The organism is Acidobacteriota bacterium (genome assembly GCA_039028635.1).
GTDB lineage: Bacteria > Acidobacteriota > Thermoanaerobaculia > Multivoradales > JBCCEF01 > JBCCEF01.
On the sequence record JBCCHV010000075.1, the window covers coordinates 1 to 16700 of the forward strand.

General features: G+C 66.1%; 16 protein-coding genes. 15 read left to right on the forward strand and 1 reads right to left on the reverse strand.

The annotated features are described in order from the left end of the window. Positions 1-479: 479 nt before the first annotated feature. Positions 480-1310, reverse strand: coding sequence for a purine-nucleoside phosphorylase (locus AAF604_22340; GenBank protein MEM7052422.1), 831 nt, complete (start codon positions 1308-1310; stop codon positions 480-482). Between the two features lie 154 nt (positions 1311-1464). Between AAF604_22340 and lysS the strand changes: the two genes are divergently transcribed. The 15 genes from lysS (at position 1465) to AAF604_22415 (ending at position 16684) form a co-directional block, all read left to right on the forward strand. Beyond that, positions 1465-2958: a lysine--tRNA ligase gene (lysS, locus tag AAF604_22345; GenBank protein ID MEM7052423.1), complete on the forward strand. Its 1494-nt coding sequence runs from the start codon at positions 1465-1467 to the stop codon at positions 2956-2958. 110 nt (positions 2959-3068) lie between these two features. Further along, the gene (locus AAF604_22350) at positions 3069-3581 is read left to right on the forward strand and encodes a hypothetical protein (protein ID MEM7052424.1); all 513 of its coding nucleotides are present in this window, start codon (positions 3069-3071) and stop codon (positions 3579-3581) included. 12 nt (positions 3582-3593) lie between these two features. After that, on the forward strand, positions 3594-4136 hold the full coding sequence (locus AAF604_22355; GenBank protein ID MEM7052425.1) for an FtsX-like permease family protein: 543 nt from the start codon (positions 3594-3596) through the stop codon (positions 4134-4136). A gap of 12 nt (positions 4137-4148) precedes the next feature. After that, on the forward strand, positions 4149-4841 hold the full coding sequence (locus tag AAF604_22360; protein MEM7052426.1) for an ABC transporter ATP-binding protein: 693 nt from the start codon (positions 4149-4151) through the stop codon (positions 4839-4841). A 40-nt stretch (positions 4842-4881) separates the two neighbouring features. Next, a complete protein-coding gene (locus AAF604_22365; protein MEM7052427.1) occupies positions 4882-7305 on the forward strand; it encodes an ATP-dependent Clp protease ATP-binding subunit in 2424 nt (807 codons plus the stop codon). Positions 7306-7496: 191 nt separating this feature from the next. Next, positions 7497-9863, forward strand: coding sequence for an outer membrane protein assembly factor BamA (gene bamA / locus AAF604_22370; GenBank protein ID MEM7052428.1), 2367 nt, complete (start codon positions 7497-7499; stop codon positions 9861-9863). Between the two features lie 35 nt (positions 9864-9898). Next, on the forward strand, positions 9899-10432 hold the full coding sequence (locus AAF604_22375; protein ID MEM7052429.1) for an OmpH family outer membrane protein: 534 nt from the start codon (positions 9899-9901) through the stop codon (positions 10430-10432). A 1-nt stretch (position 10433) separates the two neighbouring features. Further along, positions 10434-11480: a UDP-3-O-(3-hydroxymyristoyl)glucosamine N-acyltransferase gene (lpxD, locus tag AAF604_22380; protein ID MEM7052430.1), complete on the forward strand. Its 1047-nt coding sequence runs from the start codon at positions 10434-10436 to the stop codon at positions 11478-11480. Between the two features lies 1 nt (position 11481). Further along, on the forward strand, positions 11482-11931 hold the full coding sequence (gene fabZ / locus AAF604_22385; GenBank protein MEM7052431.1) for a 3-hydroxyacyl-ACP dehydratase FabZ: 450 nt from the start codon (positions 11482-11484) through the stop codon (positions 11929-11931). Positions 11932-11935: 4 nt separating this feature from the next. Continuing rightward, positions 11936-12757, forward strand: coding sequence for an acyl-ACP--UDP-N-acetylglucosamine O-acyltransferase (lpxA, locus tag AAF604_22390; GenBank protein MEM7052432.1), 822 nt, complete (start codon positions 11936-11938; stop codon positions 12755-12757). Continuing rightward, positions 12750-13691 carry a Gfo/Idh/MocA family oxidoreductase gene (locus AAF604_22395; protein ID MEM7052433.1) on the forward strand — a complete coding sequence of 314 codons (942 nt, stop codon included), beginning with the start codon at positions 12750-12752 and terminating at the stop codon, positions 13689-13691. The genes lpxA and AAF604_22395 overlap by 8 nt, the downstream gene beginning before the upstream one ends. 18 nt (positions 13692-13709) lie before the next feature. Beyond that, positions 13710-14582, forward strand: a complete 873-nt coding sequence (mtnP, locus tag AAF604_22400; GenBank protein MEM7052434.1) for an S-methyl-5'-thioadenosine phosphorylase — start codon at positions 13710-13712, stop codon at positions 14580-14582. Next, on the forward strand, positions 14579-15337 hold the full coding sequence (gene surE, locus AAF604_22405; GenBank protein MEM7052435.1) for a 5'/3'-nucleotidase SurE: 759 nt from the start codon (positions 14579-14581) through the stop codon (positions 15335-15337). Before mtnP ends, surE begins: the two co-directional genes overlap by 4 nt. Continuing rightward, positions 15337-15987 carry a protein-L-isoaspartate(D-aspartate) O-methyltransferase gene (locus tag AAF604_22410; GenBank protein MEM7052436.1) on the forward strand — a complete coding sequence of 217 codons (651 nt, stop codon included), beginning with the start codon at positions 15337-15339 and terminating at the stop codon, positions 15985-15987. Before surE ends, AAF604_22410 begins: the two co-directional genes overlap by 1 nt. Positions 15988-16030: 43 nt before the next feature. Then, a complete protein-coding gene (locus AAF604_22415; GenBank protein ID MEM7052437.1) occupies positions 16031-16684 on the forward strand; it encodes a YqaA family protein in 654 nt (217 codons plus the stop codon). The last annotated feature ends 16 nt before the right edge of the window (positions 16685-16700 follow it).

The following is a 16700-nucleotide window of genomic DNA, read 5'->3' on the forward strand; positions in this document are numbered from 1 at the left end:
CCTCAGTCCAGCCGAAGTCGAACGCCAAGCCGCGCGGACCGCCCCCGGTCACCTCCGGGGGGCGGTGGCAACGGCCGCTGACGCGACCACTGCCACCGCGATTAAACTGCCTGCTGAGAAAGAGAAATCTCTAGGCTGATAACCGTCTACAAGATCGGGGCAGGTCCACTAAAGGCGCCCCCCTCAAGCGCACGCACATGTCGTGCGCTTTCACCCCCGTCCTCAGCGGCCCCTGGCCGCCGCCTCGCCCTGATCGGGCTCGGGAGCCGTCTGCTGGATAGCAGACGGCTTTCTGTATTCAGCGGGTCGGATTTCCGGGACTCACTTCGTACCCTCAAGCTTTGGGACTCTGCGACATGTCGTGCTGCTCGCGGCCGGCCAGGCACCCTCGTCCAGGGCACCCTCGTCCAGGGCGGCCCCGTCCAGGGCGGCCCCGTCCTCGGCGGCCTCTGGCCTTGCCCGCCTCGCGCTCGGGAGCTTTAGATCGCGGCGGGGTCGGCTAGCAGGGCCTTGAGCAGGCTCGAGACGTGGCCGGCGGCGATTTTTCCGGCTTCGATGACCTCTTCGTGGTCGAGGGCTTCGCCGGTGTCGCCGGCGGCGGCGTTGGTGACCAGGGAGAGGCCGAAGCAGCGTCGTCCGAGATGGTGGGCGGCGATCATTTCGAGCACAGTCGACATGCCCACCAGGTCGCCACCGAGGGTGCGCAGCATGCGGACTTCGGCCGGGGTTTCGTAGCTCGGCCCGGCGAGGCCGACGTAGACCCCTTGCTCGAGGGCGATGCCGAGGCGCTCGCCGTGCTGCTGGGCGAGCTGCCGGAGCTGGGGATCGTAGACCGCGCCCATGTCCGGGAACTGTGGCCCCCAGGAGGCCGGTAGGGTGCCGCGCAGGGGATTCATGCCGATCATGTTGAGATGGTCGGAGATCAGCACCAGGTTGCCTGGCTTGAAGTCCTGGCGGAGGCCACCGGCGGCGTTGGTCATGAACACCGAGCGGGCGCCGAGGAGGCAGGCGAGGCGGGTGAGGAAGACGGTCTGGTGGGCGTCGTACCCCTGGTAGGTGTGCAGGCGACCACGAAAGTAGACCACCGTGCAGTCCGCCCGCGGCCGAAGAATCTCGAAGGACAGCGGGTGGCCCTCGACGGCGGCGATTTCGAAGGGCAATAGCTCGGTGATCGGGTGGGGCCCGGCAACCTTCTCGCCAAGGTCGACGGCGAGGCCCGAGCCGGAGACCACCAGGGCGTCCGGTCGGGGCAGGCCGAGGCCGTCCCAGCGTTCGATTCCACGTGCGATAGCTTCGGCCGGTGTGCTCATAGGAGGGGTATCGTAGCACCGGCGGAGCTGCTATCTTTCAGCCTTCGGTACGGTACCGCCGAGCGCTGGATCCGGGCCCTCCAGGCCTACCCGATTCACTCGCCCAACCGCAGTCGTCGCCCGAGGGTGGGCACTCAATCTCAGGAAGTCCGCGATGTCCGAGCTCGACGAGCAAATACAGAATCGACGTAGCAAGAGGGCCGCCCTGGAAGAGGCCGGTGTCGTCCTCTATCCGCACCGTTTCGACCACGACCTGGAGCCTTCGGCGGTGCACGACGGGTACGGCGAGCGCAGCGCCGAAGAGCTCGAGGAGTCACCGGTCCGGCTGCGGGTGCCGGGCCGGGTCCGCTCGATTCGGCGCCACGGCAAGGCGGTCTTCGCCGATCTCGCCGATGGTCGCGGCAAGCTGCAGCTCTTCCTGCGCCTCAACAAGGTCGGGGAGGCCACCCTGCAGGTCTTCGAGAACCTCGACCTCGGTGACCTGGTGGGTGCCGCCGGCACGCTCCTGCGCACCCGCACCGGCGAGCTGTCGCTGCTGGTCGAGGAGCTCGTGATGTTGGCCAAGGGCCTGCGGCCGCTGCCCGAGAAGTGGCACGGCTTGACCGACGTCGAGGCGCGCTATCGCCAGCGCTATCTCGACCTGCTGGTCAATCCGGAATCGATGCGGGTGTTCGAGGTGCGGGCGGCCCTGGTGCGCGGCATCCGTGAGTTTCTCGATGCTCGCGGCTTCCTGGAAGTCGAGACGCCGATGATGCAGACCCTCGCCGGGGGAGCCGCGGCGCGGCCCTTTCGCACCCACCACAACGCCCTCGATCTCGAGCTCTTCCTGCGGGTGGCGCCGGAGCTCTTTCTCAAGCGTTTGGTGGTCGGGGGCATGCACCGGGTCTACGAGATCAACCGCAACTTCCGCAACGAGGGCATCTCGACCCGTCACAACCCCGAGTTCACGATGCTCGAGTTCTACTGGGCCTATGTCGACTATCGCGCCCTGATGGATCTCACCGAGGAGATGATCCGCGGCCTCGCCGAGAGCATCCTCGGCGAGCCGAGCCTGCTCTGGCAGGGGGAGACCATCGACCTGACCTCGCCGTGGGACCGCTTGAGCGTGCGCCAGGCGATCGTGCGCTACAGCGACGTGCCGGCAGACCGCCTCGAGCACGCCGAGGACGTGGCGGCGGAGCTCGATCGCCTGGAGCTGCCGCGACCGCCGGCGGAAACCTACGGTCATCTGCTGATGGCGTTGTTCGAAGGCACCGCCGAGAAGCACCTGATGCAGCCCACCTTCCTGACCGAGCATCCGGTGGAGGTCTCGCCCCTCGCCAAGCAGTCGCCGGAAGATCCGCGCTTCACCGAGCGCTTCGAGCTCTACATCGCCGGCATGGAGATGGCGAACGCCTTCAGTGAGCTCAACGATCCGGACGTCCAGGCGGAGCGCTTCCGGCAGCAGCTGGCGGCACGGGAGAGCGGCGACGACGAAGCCCACCGCTATGACGAGGATTATGTGCGGGCATTGGAGCACGGCATGCCGCCGGCCGGAGGGGAGGGCATCGGCATCGATCGGCTGGCCATGCTGTTCACCGACTGCTCGTCGATCCGCGACGTCATCCTGTTTCCCCTCATGCGACCGGCGGCGGAGGAGGAGAGCTGAGCGAGGCATCCTTCGCCGCGTACCTCGCCCGGCGCTACCTACGCAGCACGCGGCGGGACGCCTTTGTCCGCTTCCTGTCGCGCGTCGCGTCCTGGGGAATCGGCCTGGGAGTGGCGGCCCTGATTTTGTCGCTGGCGGCTCTTTCGGGGCTGCAGCGCGTTCTGCGCGCCGAGGTCCTGGCGCGCACGCCGCATCTCGAGGTGGTGTTGCCGGCGGAGGCCGACTGGCCGTCCCAACGGCAGCGCCTGGAGGCCCATCCCGAGGTGGTGCGGGCTCAGACCGTGCTGGAAGGGCTGGGTTGGCTGGTCTCCGAGCGCGGCTTGGTGCACCCGGTGGCGGTGACTGGCTTCGAGGGCACCGTGCCGGCGGCCTTCCCGGGAGCCGCTGGGGAGCCCGAGGGCCTCTACGTCGATCATCTGCTGCGCGCTTCCTGGGATCTCGAAGTGGGGGACTTTCTCGAAGTGGTGTCGCCGCGGCCGACCCTCTCGCCCTTCGGCGGGCCGCAGCCCCGGTTGCGCAGCCTGGCCCTCGCCGGCGTCTTCGAGAAGCCCCGCACCCAGGAAGACCGCAGTCGCATCGCCGTGCCGCTGGGCCTCGCCGAGTCCTTGTTCGGTCGCGCCTAGCGGCGAGTGGTGGTGGAGACTTCCTCCCTCAAGGCCGCGCTGCCGCTGGTCGATGAGCTGCGCCAATCCCTGCCGGTGGGCAGCCAGGTGCGTAGCTGGCAGGACATCAACCGGCCGCTGTTCTTCGTGCTTCGTCTCGAGAAGGCCCTGATGTTCGTCTCCGTCTCGCTGGTCGTGCTGGTGGCGGCCTTGTCCTTGGTGTCGTCCCTGTCCTTGGTGGTGGCCAATAAGAAGTCGGAGATCGGCATGCTCGGCGCGATGGGAGCGACGACCGGCACGCTGCGCCGGGCCTTCCTCCTGCTGGGTGCCCTCCTCGCCGGTCGCGGACTGGCGGTGGGTGCGGCTTGCGGCATGCTGGGGGCCTGGGCCCTCGACCGCTTTCAGCTACTCAAGATGCCCGGCGATGTCTTCGTCTTCGACTACATCCCGTTTCTGGTCCGGTTTTCGGACGTCGTCGCCGTCGTACTCCTCACCCTCGTCCTGGCACTCGGCTTCTCTTTCCTGGCGGCGAACCGGGCGGCGTCGGTGAGGCCGGTTCGCGCCCTGGCGAAATAGGAGCGGCGTCCGATGGGAGTAGAGATCCGCGGTCGTGGGCTGACCAAGAGCTATCGCGACGGTCTGCGTCAAGTCGAGGTGCTGCGTGGTGCCGATCTCGACATCGCGGCCGGCGATCTGGTCGCCGTCGTCGGTCCCTCCGGCTCCGGCAAGTCGACCTTGCTCCACCTGCTCGGCACCCTCGACCGGCCCGATGCCGGCGGCCTCGAGATCGCCGGCCAGGACGTCACCGCCCTCGAGGGGAAGGCCCTCGCCGACTTCCGCAATCGCACCCTCGGCTTCGTCTTTCAGTTCTACCAGCTCCTGCCGGACTTCACCGCCCTCGAGAACGTCATGATTCCGGGTCGCATCGCCGGCGTCGCCATCGGCGATCTCGAAGTCCGGGCTCGCCGCCTGCTCGACGAGGTCGGATTGGGACATCGCCTGGGGCACTTCCCGTCGCAGCTCTCGGGGGGCGAACGCCAGCGCGTCGCCCTCTGCCGAGCCCTGCTCCTCGAGCCGCCCCTGCTGCTCGCCGACGAGCCCACCGGCAATCTCGATCCGGAGAGCAGCGAACAGGTTTTCGAGCTCTTCCTGGAGCTTCGCCGGCGCCGCGGAACGACCGCCGTCATCGTCACCCACAACCCGGCCTTGGCCCAGCGATGTGGTAGGATTTTGCTTCTCGGGGACGGTATTTTGGCGCAACATAACTCCCTGAGAACGTGACCTTTGAGAAGGATTAGGGTCGGCCCGGGAGGAGCCTCCGATGTTCGAGAAATACAACGAGAAAGCCCGTCGTGCACTGTTTTTCGCCCGCTATGAGGCGAGCAAGCTGGGCAGTCGGGTCATCGAGTCGGAGCACATTCTGCTGGGCATCCTGCGCGAAGGCGAGGAGAGCGTCACGGAACTCTTCCGCCGCTTCCAGATCAAGCCCGACGACGTCCGCCGGGAGATCGAAGGCGAACGCGTCTTCGTCGAGCGCATCTCGTCGACGGCGGAGCTGCCGCTGTCGGAAGAATCCAAAAAGATCCTCGCCTACGCCTCCCACGAGGCCGAGAGCATGCTGCACTCGGCGGTCGGCTCGGAGCACCTGCTGATCGGCATCCTGCGGGTCGAGGGCTGCCTGGCGATGCGCATCCTGGCGCAGCACGGGCTGGACGTCTACACGGTGCGGGAGGAGGTCCTGACGGTGGCCAAGGAGCGTGAGGCCTCGCAGCAGAAGAAGGAGATGCCCTTCCTCGCCGAGTACAGCCGCGATCTCACCTCGCTGGCTGCCGAAGGCACCTTCGATCCCCTGATCGGGCGCGAGCTCGAGGTCGAGCGGATCATTCAGATCCTCTCTCGGCGGACCAAGAACAACCCCATCCTGCTGGGCGAGCCGGGGGTCGGCAAGACCGCCATCGTCGAGGGCCTGGCGCAGCGCATCGTCGCCGGGGAAGTGCCGATCTTCCTCGCCAGCCGCCGCATCGTCGCCCTCGATCTCTCCCTGATCGTCGCCGGCACCAAGTACCGCGGCCAGTTCGAGGAGCGCCTCAAGGGCATCCTGAAGGAGCTCAAGGAGAGCCAAGAGCTGATCGTCTTCATCGACGAGATCCACTCGCTGATCGGCGCCGGCTCGGCGGAGGGCTCCCTCGACGCCGCCAACATCCTCAAACCGGCCTTGTCACGGGGCGAGATCTCGTGCATCGGCGCCACCACCCTCAAGGAGTACCGCAAGTACATCGAGAAGGATCGCTCCTTGCTGCGCCGCTTCCAGTCGGTGCAGGTCGACCCGCCGAGCGACGAGGAGACCTTCGAGATTCTCGCCGGCGTCAAGGATCGCTACGAAGAGTTCCACAAGGTGCGCTACTCCGAGGACTCGCTGCGCTCGGCGATCTACCAGGCGACGCGCTACATCACCGACCGCCATCTGCCGGACAAGGCCATCGACGTCATCGACGAGGCCGGCGCTCGGGTCAAGCTGCGGCGGGTGCGCGACACCCAGAACTTGCGCCGTCTCGAGGCCGAGATCCGCCAAGTGGTGCGCGACATGAAGTCGGCGATCTCGGACAAGGACTTCGAGCGTGCGGTGTATCTGCGCGAGCGTGAGATCGAGCTGCGCGAGGATCTCGAGGGCATGGGACTGCCGGAAGAGGCGACCGACCTCGAGGTCAGCCGCCTCGACGTCGAGGAGGTGATCTCCTCCTGGACCGGCATTCCGGTGGCCAGTCTGGCTTCCGTCGAGGCCGAGAAGCTGATGCGCATGGAGGACAGTCTGCGCGAGTGGGTGGTGGGCCAGGATCGCGCCATCAGCGCCATGAGCCGCGCCATTCGCCGCTCCCGCCTGGGAGTGAGCAATCCGCAGCGGCCGGTGGGCTCGTTCATCTTCCTCGGACCGTCCGGCGTCGGCAAAACCGAGGTCGCCCGTCGCCTGTCGGAGTTCCTCTTCGGATCCCAGAAGGCCCTGGTGCGCTTCGACATGAGCGAGTACATGGAGAAGCACGCCGTCTCCAAGCTGATCGGCTCACCGCCGGGCTACGTCGGCCACGAAGAGGGTGGCCAGCTCACCGAGCAGGTGCGCCGTCAGCCCTACTCGCTGATCCTGTTCGACGAGATCGAGAAGGCCCACCCGGATGTCGCCAACCTGCTGCTGCAGATTCTCGAGGACGGCATCCTGACCGACTCCTACGGCAACCATGTGGACTTCCGCAACACCCTCATCCTGATGACCTCGAACATCGGCAGCAAGCTGGTGCTGCGGGGTGGCCGGATGGGTTTCTCGGAAGGCGACGAGGATGCCGAGTTCGTACGTATCGAGGAAGAGATCCTCGCCGAGCTGCAGCGTGGTTTCAGCCCCGAGTTCATCAACCGCCTCGACGAGGTGATCGTCTTCCGGCCGCTGAACCGGGACAACCTGCGGGACATCGTGGACATTCTTTTGCGAGACGTCAATCTGACCCTGGCAGAGCGCGGCCTGAAGGTGCGGGTCGATGGCGGGGCCAAGGATTGGCTGCTCGATCGGGCGGGAATCGACCCGTCGACCGGCGCGCGACCGTTGCGCCGGACGATCCAGCGCCACATCCAGGATGCGGTTTCCGAGATCCTCATCAGCAAGCACGGTGAGCCGATCGAGGAGATCGACGTGACGTTGGAGGAGGACGAGCTGCGCTTCCATCCCCGGATGCGCGAGATGGTGGCTCAGGAGCACTGAACGCCCCCTGAGAACAATCCTTGCATCCCGGATCATCGGGGCTCCGTAATCCTGTGCAGGAAGGAGCCTCGACCGGGCCTTATCGCGTGACCCCTGGTCACCCAAGAATAAAAGCTCGTCTGCCGAAATCGACTTCGAGGGGTGCTGAGATGACACTAAGACGGCGAGTCCATCGCAACCGGAGAGCCTGGGTGCTCGCGCTCATGGCGGGTCTGTGGATCGCAGGACTTCCGCTGGTCGGCCAGGAGGAAAGCCTGGACGGACAGATCATTCAAGGGATCGAGCTGCAAGGATTGGAGACCTTGACCGATGAGACGGTGCTCTACTATCTCGGCCTCGAGGAAGGGCAGGTCTTCGACTCGGAGGCGCTCAATCGCAACATTCAGGCCCTCTGGCAGCGCGACCTGATCGGCGATATCGAGATCGACAGTGCCATCGTCGCCGGTGGCCTGCGGCTGATCATCAAGGTCGTCGAGCGACCGATCCTGCTCTCCATCGACTACCAGGGCCTCGACAAGGTGGGACGCGGGGAAATCCGCGATCTGATCGTCGAAGAGCGCCTCGATGTGCGCGAGGGAGGTCCCCTCAAGCGCGGGGAGCTCAATCGTCTGGCCGGTGCCATCAAGCAGCTCTATCGCGACAAGGGCTATCGCTTCGCGGAGGTCAGCTTCGATCTCGAGAACGTGCGCGCCAACGAGCGTCGGGCCTTGTTCACCATCGACGAGGGCGACCGGGTTCGAATTCAAAAGATCGACTTCGAGGGCAACACCGTTTACAGCGACCTGCGGTTGCGCACCAAGATGCGCAAGACCCGCGAGAGCGGCCTGCTGTCGCGGGTGCTCAAGAAGGACATCTACAACCCGGCGGGCCTCGAAGAGGACCTCGACAAGGTCGAGGAGCTCTACCGCAATGCCGGCTACAAGAACGTGCTCCTGGGCGATCCCGAGATCGACGTCCAGCCGGTGGGCTCGGACGAGAAGCGTCGGATTTTTCTGACCATCCCTGTCGAAGAAGGCGAACGCTGGCGCTTCGGCGAGATCACCATCGAAGGCAACGAGACCTACTCCGATCAGGCCCTGCTGCGGGTCTTTCAGAACAAGTCCGGAAGTTGGCTGCGGGCCAACCTGATCGACGAAGGGGTCGAGTCGGTGACCGATCTCTACAAGAACACCGGCTACATGTTCGCCAAGGTCGAGCCCGAGGTGCGCGAGCGCGACGAGAACGTCGCCGACATTCTGGTCAAGATCGACGAGGGCGATCGCTACCAGGTCGGCAAGATCGAGTTCAAGGGCAACACCCGCACCAAAGACAAGGTGCTGCGGCGCCAGGTGCGGGTGCAGGAAGGCTTCGTCATGAACCTCGGGGCGCTGCGCTCGAGCGTCTACAAGGTGAACCAGCTGGGCTACTTCCAGCTCGACGAGGAAGACCCGGTGCAGGTCGATGTCGATTCCGAGGAGAAGAAGGTCAACCTGACCTTCGAGGGCGAGGAGTCGGACCGCACCGAGCTGCAGTTCGGTGGCGGTTGGAGCGAGTTCGACGGCTTCTTCGGCCAGTTCTCGATCCGCACCCAGAACTTCCTCGGCCGCGGCGAGTCGGTGCAGGCGTCGTTCCAGTCGGGACGCTTCCGTACCCTCTTCGACCTCGGCTACTTCGTGCCCTTCTTCCGCGACCGGCCGCAGACCGTCGGCGTGCGGGTTTTCAAGAGCGAGCAGGACTACGGCTCCCTCAGCGAGTTCCAGGACTTCCTGCAGAACCAGGAGGGCATCCAGCTCACCTACGGTCGCAACTTCGGGCTCTTCCAGTCCTTCGCGGTGAACTACACCTTCGCCAAGTTCGAAGACCGCCAGACCTTCTTCCTGCCCGGCAATCCCCAAGGGGATCCGCCGACGGAGGACGAGTTCGTCACCTTCGAGCGCGACATCGACAGCTCGTCGATCCGGCCGATCTGGTCCTTCAACAGCATCGACAACCGCTTCGAGCCCACCCGCGGGCGGCGCTTCTCGCTGTCGACGGAGTACTCCGGCGGCTTCCTCGGCGGCACCAATGAGTTCATTCGGCCGGAGCTCAAGCTCAGCCTCTTCCAGCCGCTCAACGACTACCCGACCAAGCACATCGTGGCGGTCAACCTGGAGGGCGGCTACATCGAGCCCTTCGGCGAGGGACTGCTGTCGGTGTTCGAGTACTACGTTCTCGGCGGCGAGCGCTCGATCCGTGGCCACGCCCGGCGCTCCCTCTTTCCGCGCGACGCCGGCGGCAACCTGATTCGCGACGAATCCGGCTTGGTGATCGGCGGCGACCGCTACGTTCAGGCCAACCTCGAATATCATTACCTCGCCGGCGGCCCCTTTCGGGTCATCCTCTTCGCCGATGCGGCCCAGACCTGGGCTCCCGACGTCTCCCTGGATCCGAGCGACTTGCGCTACACGGCGGGAGCGGAGTTGCGGGTGCTGGTACCGGTGTTCGGTGCTCCCTTGCGTTTCATCTATGCGTTCAACCTGAACCCCGAGCCGTTCGACGAATTCGAGCAGTTTCAGTTCACGATCGGCAGCAGCTTCTAAGCTAGAGGCCCTCAGTAACCGAAGGAGAAAGACCGATGTTCCAGAGTACTTCGCCCCTCGTGCGTCTCATGATCGCCCTGCTCTTCGTGGGTTTCCTGGCGGCCGGCACGGCCAGCGCCCAGGACATGAAGATCGCCGTCATCAACACCGAGAAGGTGCTGCTCGAGTCGCAGACCGGCAAGACCGCCCTCGACGAGCTGCGCACCCTCACGGATTCGAAGCAGAAGGAAGGCGAGACCAAGCAGAAGGAGCTCGAAGAGCTGCGTAAGCGCTTGGCCGACGGTGCCCTTTCCCTGTCCGAGGACAAGCTCGCCGAGCTGCAGCGCCAGGCCGAGGACCTCACCATCGAGCTGCGCCGCTTCCAGGACGACGCCAATCGCGACCTCAACAAGCGTCGTGAGGAGATCCTGGCCGACATCGACCGCAAGGTCATGCCGATCATCACCGCCTACGGCAAGGAGCAGGGCCTGACGATGATTTTCCGCAAGTTCGAGAGCGGCCTGATCTTCGCCTCCGAGCAGGTCGACATCACGGATGCGGTGATTCAGCGCCTCGATTCGGGTAGCTGACGTGCCCAGCCTCGGGGAGCTGGCGGAGGCCCTCGGCGGTCGCGTCGAGGGCGACCGTGAGCTCGAGATCGCCGACCTGCGTAACCTCGGAGACGCCGGCAAGACCGATCTCGCGCCCTTCCTCAGCCGCCGCTTTCGGCGCGCCGCGGCCGACAGCTCGGCCGCGGCCCTGCTGGTTCCCCCGGGCCTCGAGGATCCTCGTGCCCGGCCTCTCCTGATCCACGATCAGCCGCGCCACGCGATGGCGGAGCTCCTCGACCTCCTGTATCCCAAGGATCTGCCGGCCCCTGGAGTTCATCCGACGGCGGTCGTCGCCGAAGACAGCGACATCGACCCCGGCGCCACCATCGGTCCCTACGCGGTGGTCGGGTCGGGCTCTCGCATCGCTGCCGCGGTGCTGTCGGCCCATGTGGTGGTGGGGGAGGGCTGTCAGATCGCTGCCGGCTGCTACCTCTACCCCCACGTCGTGCTCTATCCCGGCACCGAGCTTGGAGAGGGCTGCGAAATTCACTCTGGAACCGTTCTCGGAGCCGACGGATTCGGGTACGCTTCCGACGCCCGCGGCCATCGCAAGGTGCCGCAGGTCGGCCGGGTGGTGATCGAGGCCGGGGTCGAGGTCGGAGCCAACGCCGCGATCGATCGCGCCACCCTCGGGGAAACCCGTATCGGGGCCGGCTCCAAGATTGATAATCTGGTCCAAATAGGCCACAACTCAACGTTGGGGGAGGCCTGCATTCTGTCCGGGCAGGCCGGCCTCGCGGGGAGCACTCGCCTCGGCAAAGGGGTGGTCTTCGGCGGTCAGAGTGGTGCCACCGGACACCTCGAGGTGGGGGATGGCACCCAGGTCGCCGGCAAGGCCGCGGTCATGGGGTCGCTGCCGGCGGGGATCAAGGTTGCAGGGATCCCGGCCGGCGATCTCGGTCGCTGGCGCCGCCAGGTGGTTCTGCAGAGCAAGCTCGAGACGATGGCGAAGCGCCTCGCCGAGCTCGAACGACGACTGAGCCGTCGCGAGTCGGAAAGCGAAGTCGAGAGTGGAGAGGAGAGCTGACGTGAGCGCCGAAGACGGCCCTTGGGACATTCGCTGGGTTCTGTCGATGCTGCCCCATCGCTACCCCATCCTGCTCGTCGACCGAGTGCTGGAGATGGTGGCCGGTGAGCGCATCGTGGCGATCAAGAACGTGACCATCAACGAGCCCTTCTTCGCCGGCCACTTTCCCGGCCATCCGGTGGTTCCGGGAGTGCTCCTGATCGAAGGGCTGGCGCAGGCCGGGGGCTGCCTGGTGCTGCACGATCACCCCGACCGGGACAACAAGCTGCTCTACTTCACCTCGATCGAGAAGGCCAAGTTCCGTCGGCCGGTGATTCCGGGGGACCAGGTGCGCTACGAGGTCGAGATTCTGCGCTTCAAGCCGCGCTTCTGCCGCCTCGCCGGGCGTGCCCTGGTGGACGGTCAGGTGGCCACCGAAGCCGTGCTCTCTTCGGCGATGGTCGACCGCTAGTCCGATGGCGAGCAAGATTCATCCCACCGCGGTGATCGATTCTTCGGCGCAGCTGGCGGAAGGCGTCGAGGTCGGAGCCTACGCCGTCATCGGCCCCGATGTGGTGATCGGTGAAGGCTGCGAGATCGGCTCCCTGGCCAGCGTGCAGGCGGCGACCCGCCTCGGTCGCAGCAACCGAGTCTTTCCCCATGCCTGTATCGGCTTCGAGCCACAGGACCTGAAGTTCGAGGGCGAGGACGTTTTCCTCGAGGTCGGCGACGGCAACCACTTCCGCGAGTTCTGCACCATCCATCGCGGCACCGGCGTCGGCGGGGGAGTGACCCGGATCGGTGACGACAACCTGTTCATGGCCTACTCCCACGTCGCCCACGATGCCCAGGTCGGCAGCCGGACGGTGTTCGTCAACGGCGCCACCCTCGCCGGTCACGTCGAGGTCCAGGACGATGCCACCATCGGCGCCAACAGCGCCGTCCATCAGTTTTGCCGCGTCGGGCGGCACGCCTATATCGGGGGCTACTCGGTGATCACCATGGACGCCCTGCCGTTCGTCAAGACGGTCGGCGCGAAGGCCGCCTGCTACGGTCTCAACACCGTCGGACTGCGTCGCAAAGGAGTGGCGCGCGAGAGCATCAAGCGCCTCGAGCAAGCCCTGCGTTTGCTGCTCAATTCGGGCCTCAACACTTCGCAGGCGGTGGCGGCGATGGGCGAGGATCTGGAGGGCGACGCCGAGGTCGACTTCCTGATCGACTTCGTCACCTCGGCCAAGCGTGGCTACGTCAAAGCGCTGCCCGGTAGCCGCGGTGATCGCGGAGGTCGCCATGGCTGACACCCTGCGCTGCGCCGTCATCGGGGTCGGCTCTCTGGGCTATCACCACGCTCGCATCCTCGCCTCGATGGAGGGCGTGGAGCTGGTCGGAATCTTCGACACCGAGCCGGAGAATGCGGCGCGGGCTGTGAACGACCACGGTACCCGCGCCTTCGACCGCCTCGAGGATGTCGCCGACGCTGCCCAGGTGGTGGTGGTGGCGGCGCCGACGGTGGCCCATGCCGATCTCGGGGCTCCGCTCCTCGAGCGCGGCATCCACGTCCTGGTGGAGAAGCCGATGGCGAGCTCCCTCGCGGAGGCCGATCGCCTGCTGGCCGCCGCCGAGAAGACGCCCGGAACGGTGCTCGCCGTCGGCCATGTCGAGTTCTACAACCCGGCGGTTCAGGCTCTCCTCGCCCTCGGGCAGCCGTCCCGTTTTCTCGAAGTCCAGCGGCTGTCGACCTTCACGCCGCGCAGCCTCGATGTCGACGTGGTTCTCGACCTGATGATCCACGACCTGCAGATTCTCCACGCCCTCGATCCCAGCCCGATCGCGGAGGTCCGAGCGACGGGCATCGACGTCCTGTCCCCCCGGATCGACATCGCCAATGTCCGCATCGAGCTCGAATCCGGGGCGGTGGCCAATCTCACCGCCTCGCGGGTGTCGGCCGAGCGGGTTCGCAAGCTGCGGGTCTTCCAGCCCCAGCGCTACTACTCCCTCGACTATCAGAAGCAGGAGATCAAGGGCTTCCGACTGGAAGACGGGGAGGCCTTGCGGAAGATCGTGCCCGATGACCAGGCGGTGGAGTCGCGCGAGCCGCTACGCGCCGAGCTCGAGGCTTTTACCGCTGCCTGTCGCGGAGAGACGGTGCCCTTTGTCGATGGTGCGCAGGGGCGCCGGGCGCTGGCTACGGCGCTGGCGATCACCGCCGCCATCGCCGAGCAAAAGACCTGACCCCAGAGGACTGACGCGATGGAGAAGGTACGGATCGGAGTGATCGGCGGGAGCGGACTGTACGCCATGGACGGTCTCGAGGACCTCACCGAGCGACGCCTGGCGACACCCTTCGGAGACCCTTCCGACTGCTACATGCTGGGCCACCTCGATGGCGTGCCGGTGGCCTTCTTGCCGCGCCACGGTCGCGGCCATCGGCTTTTGCCGACGGAGGTCAACTACCGCGCCAATATCTTCGGCTTCAAGCTTCTCGGCGTCGATTGGCTGATCTCCGTCAGCGCCGTCGGCTCGCTGCGGGAAGCCTACGCTCCGGGGCACGTGGTGGTGCCGGATCAGTTCTTCGACCGCACTCGTCATCGCGCCGACACCTTCTTCGGCGAGGGACTGGTGGCCCACGTCTCGCTGGCGGATCCGGTGAGCGCGGCTCTCCAGGGGGTGCTCGCGGCGGCCGCCGAGGAGGCCGGAGCGACGGTGCATCGGGGCGGTACCTATGTCTGCATGGAGGGGCCCCAGTTCTCGACCCGGGCGGAGTCTCACACCTACCGCCAGTGGGGTATGGACATCATCGGCATGACCAACCTCCAGGAGGCTCGCTTGGCGCGCGAAGCGGAGCTGTCCTACGCCACCTTGGCGATGGTGACGGACTACGACTGCTGGCATGAGAGCGAAGAGGCGGTCGAGGTCGAGGCGGTGCTCGCGGTGCTACGACAGAATGCCGTCCTCGGCCAGGAGACGGTGCGCCGGGCGGTGGCTGCCCTGAGCGCTCCGGGGGCTCCGTCACCGGACTGCAGCTCGGCCCTCGAGTTCGCCCTGGTCAGCGATCCCAGCGGCGTTCCCGAGGCCACCCTCGACAAGCTGAGACCGATCGTCGGCAAGTATTTCGAGCGATGAGCCGAGTTCTGGTCACCAACGACGACGGAGTTTTCTCCGAAGGCATTCGTTTGCTCGCCGAGTCGCTGGAGTCGGTGGCCGAGGTCCTGGTCGTTGCCCCGGATCGCGAGCAGAGCGCCTCCGGTCATTCCCTGACGCTGCATCGACCCTTGCGTCTACGCAAGCTCGAGGCGGGGTGGTACACGGTCGACGGCACGCCCACCGATTGCGTCAACCTGGGGGTGCTTCATCTGCTGGCCGACGACCCGCCGGATCTGGTGGTTTCGGGGATCAACTTCGGCGCCAATCTGGGAGACGACGTCACCTACTCGGGAACCGTCAGCGCCGCCTTCGAGGGCAATCTCCTCGGCATTCCGTCGCTGGCCCTCAGCCAGTGCATCGGCGAGCCCTTCAGCTTCGATGCCGGGGCGCGCTTCGCGCGCTCGATGGTGGCGCGGTTGCTGGCCGCTCCGCTGCCCGAGGACCTCCTGCTGAGCGTCAATTTCCCTCCCGGTGAGCTGCGCGGCGTGCGCACGACCCGTCTCGGCAAACGGCGCTACGAGCAGACCATCGTGCGCGAGAAGGATCCCCGCGGCCGGGAGCACTTCTGGATCGCCGGGACGCCGGTCTGGGCCGACGAGGAAGGCACCGACCATCGCGCCATCGCGGAGGGCTGCGTCTCGGTGACGCCGCTTCATCTCGACCTCACCGACTACGACGGCATCGAGCACTTCGCCGGCCTGGCGCAGCAGCTCTCGGACGGCGATCTCGGCTGATGCCCGACTATGCCTATCTGCGCCAGCGCATGGTGCGGAAGCACATCGCCGCTCGCGGGGTGTCCGATCCACGGGTGCTGCAGGCGATGGCGGAGATTCCTCGCCACGACTACGTGCCGGAGCACCTCGCCGCTCAGGCCTACGGTGATCACGCTCTGCCGATCGGGTCGAATCAGACCATCTCGCAGCCCTATGTGGTGGCCCGCATGACCGAGCTCCTGGCCGTCGAGGCGGAGCATTCGGTGCTCGAGATCGGCACCGGCTCGGGTTACCAGACCGCCATCCTGGCGCGCCTGGCACGCCGCGTTTACAGTCTCGAGCGGGTGCCGGAGCTGGCCCGCCGGGCGATTCGGCGGATGCGGCAGCTCGGCCTCGACAACGTCAAGGTGCAGACCTTCGACGGCACCGTCGGCTGGAGCGACGTGGCGCCCTTTCATCGCATCCTGGTGACCGCCGGAGCCCCGGCGGTGCCGCGCCCGCTGATCGATCAGCTCGGCCCCGGTGGACGTCTGCTGGTACCGGAAGGGGATCGCTCTGGCCAGCGACTGACCATGTATCAAAAAACTGCCGAAGGCGAGATCATCCGGCAGACCGGTGAGGCCGTGACCTTCGTGCCCTTGGTCGGGCGTCACGGCTGGCCGGAGCTCTGACCGCGTCCGTCCGGTAACGCAATACTCGAGAGGCTGCACGTCGATGGAGACCATCAAGCACTGGTTCGAAGCCCTCAAGGGAGCTCTCCTCGAGCTTCTGCACTGGGTCGAAGGGTTCGCCGACAGCCCGTCCGGCGCTACCGCCCTGTTCTTCATCGCATTTGCCGAAAGCAGCTTTTTTCCGATCCCGCCGGATGTCCTGCTGATTCCCCTCTGCATCGGCGATCCCAGTCGGGCCTTTCTGTTCGCCGGCCTGTGCAGTGCCGGATCCGTTCTCGGGGGCGTCGCCGGCTACGGCATTGGCCGCTGGGGCGGACGGCCTTTACTGCAGAAGCTATTCAAGGCGGAGCGCCTCGAGTCCGTCGAGCGCTACTTCGACCGCTACAACGCCTGGGCCATCGGCATCGCCGGGCTGACCCCGATTCCCTACAAGGTGTTCACCCTTTCCGGCGGCGCCTTCGCGATCAACTTCCGGGTTTTCCTGGTCGCCTCGATCCTGGCACGCAGCCTTCGTTTCTTTGCCCTGGCGACCTTGCTGTACTTCTTCGGAGAGCCGATTCGAGAGTTCATCGAGAACTATCTCGACTGGCTCAGTCTGGCCTTTGTCGTGTTGCTGATCGCGGGCTTCGTTTTCGCCGGCGGTGGCTTGCGACGAGCCTCCCGAGACTCGGAAGCGTCCCCCGAGGAGCAATCCTGAGGTATCGCGAGGACTG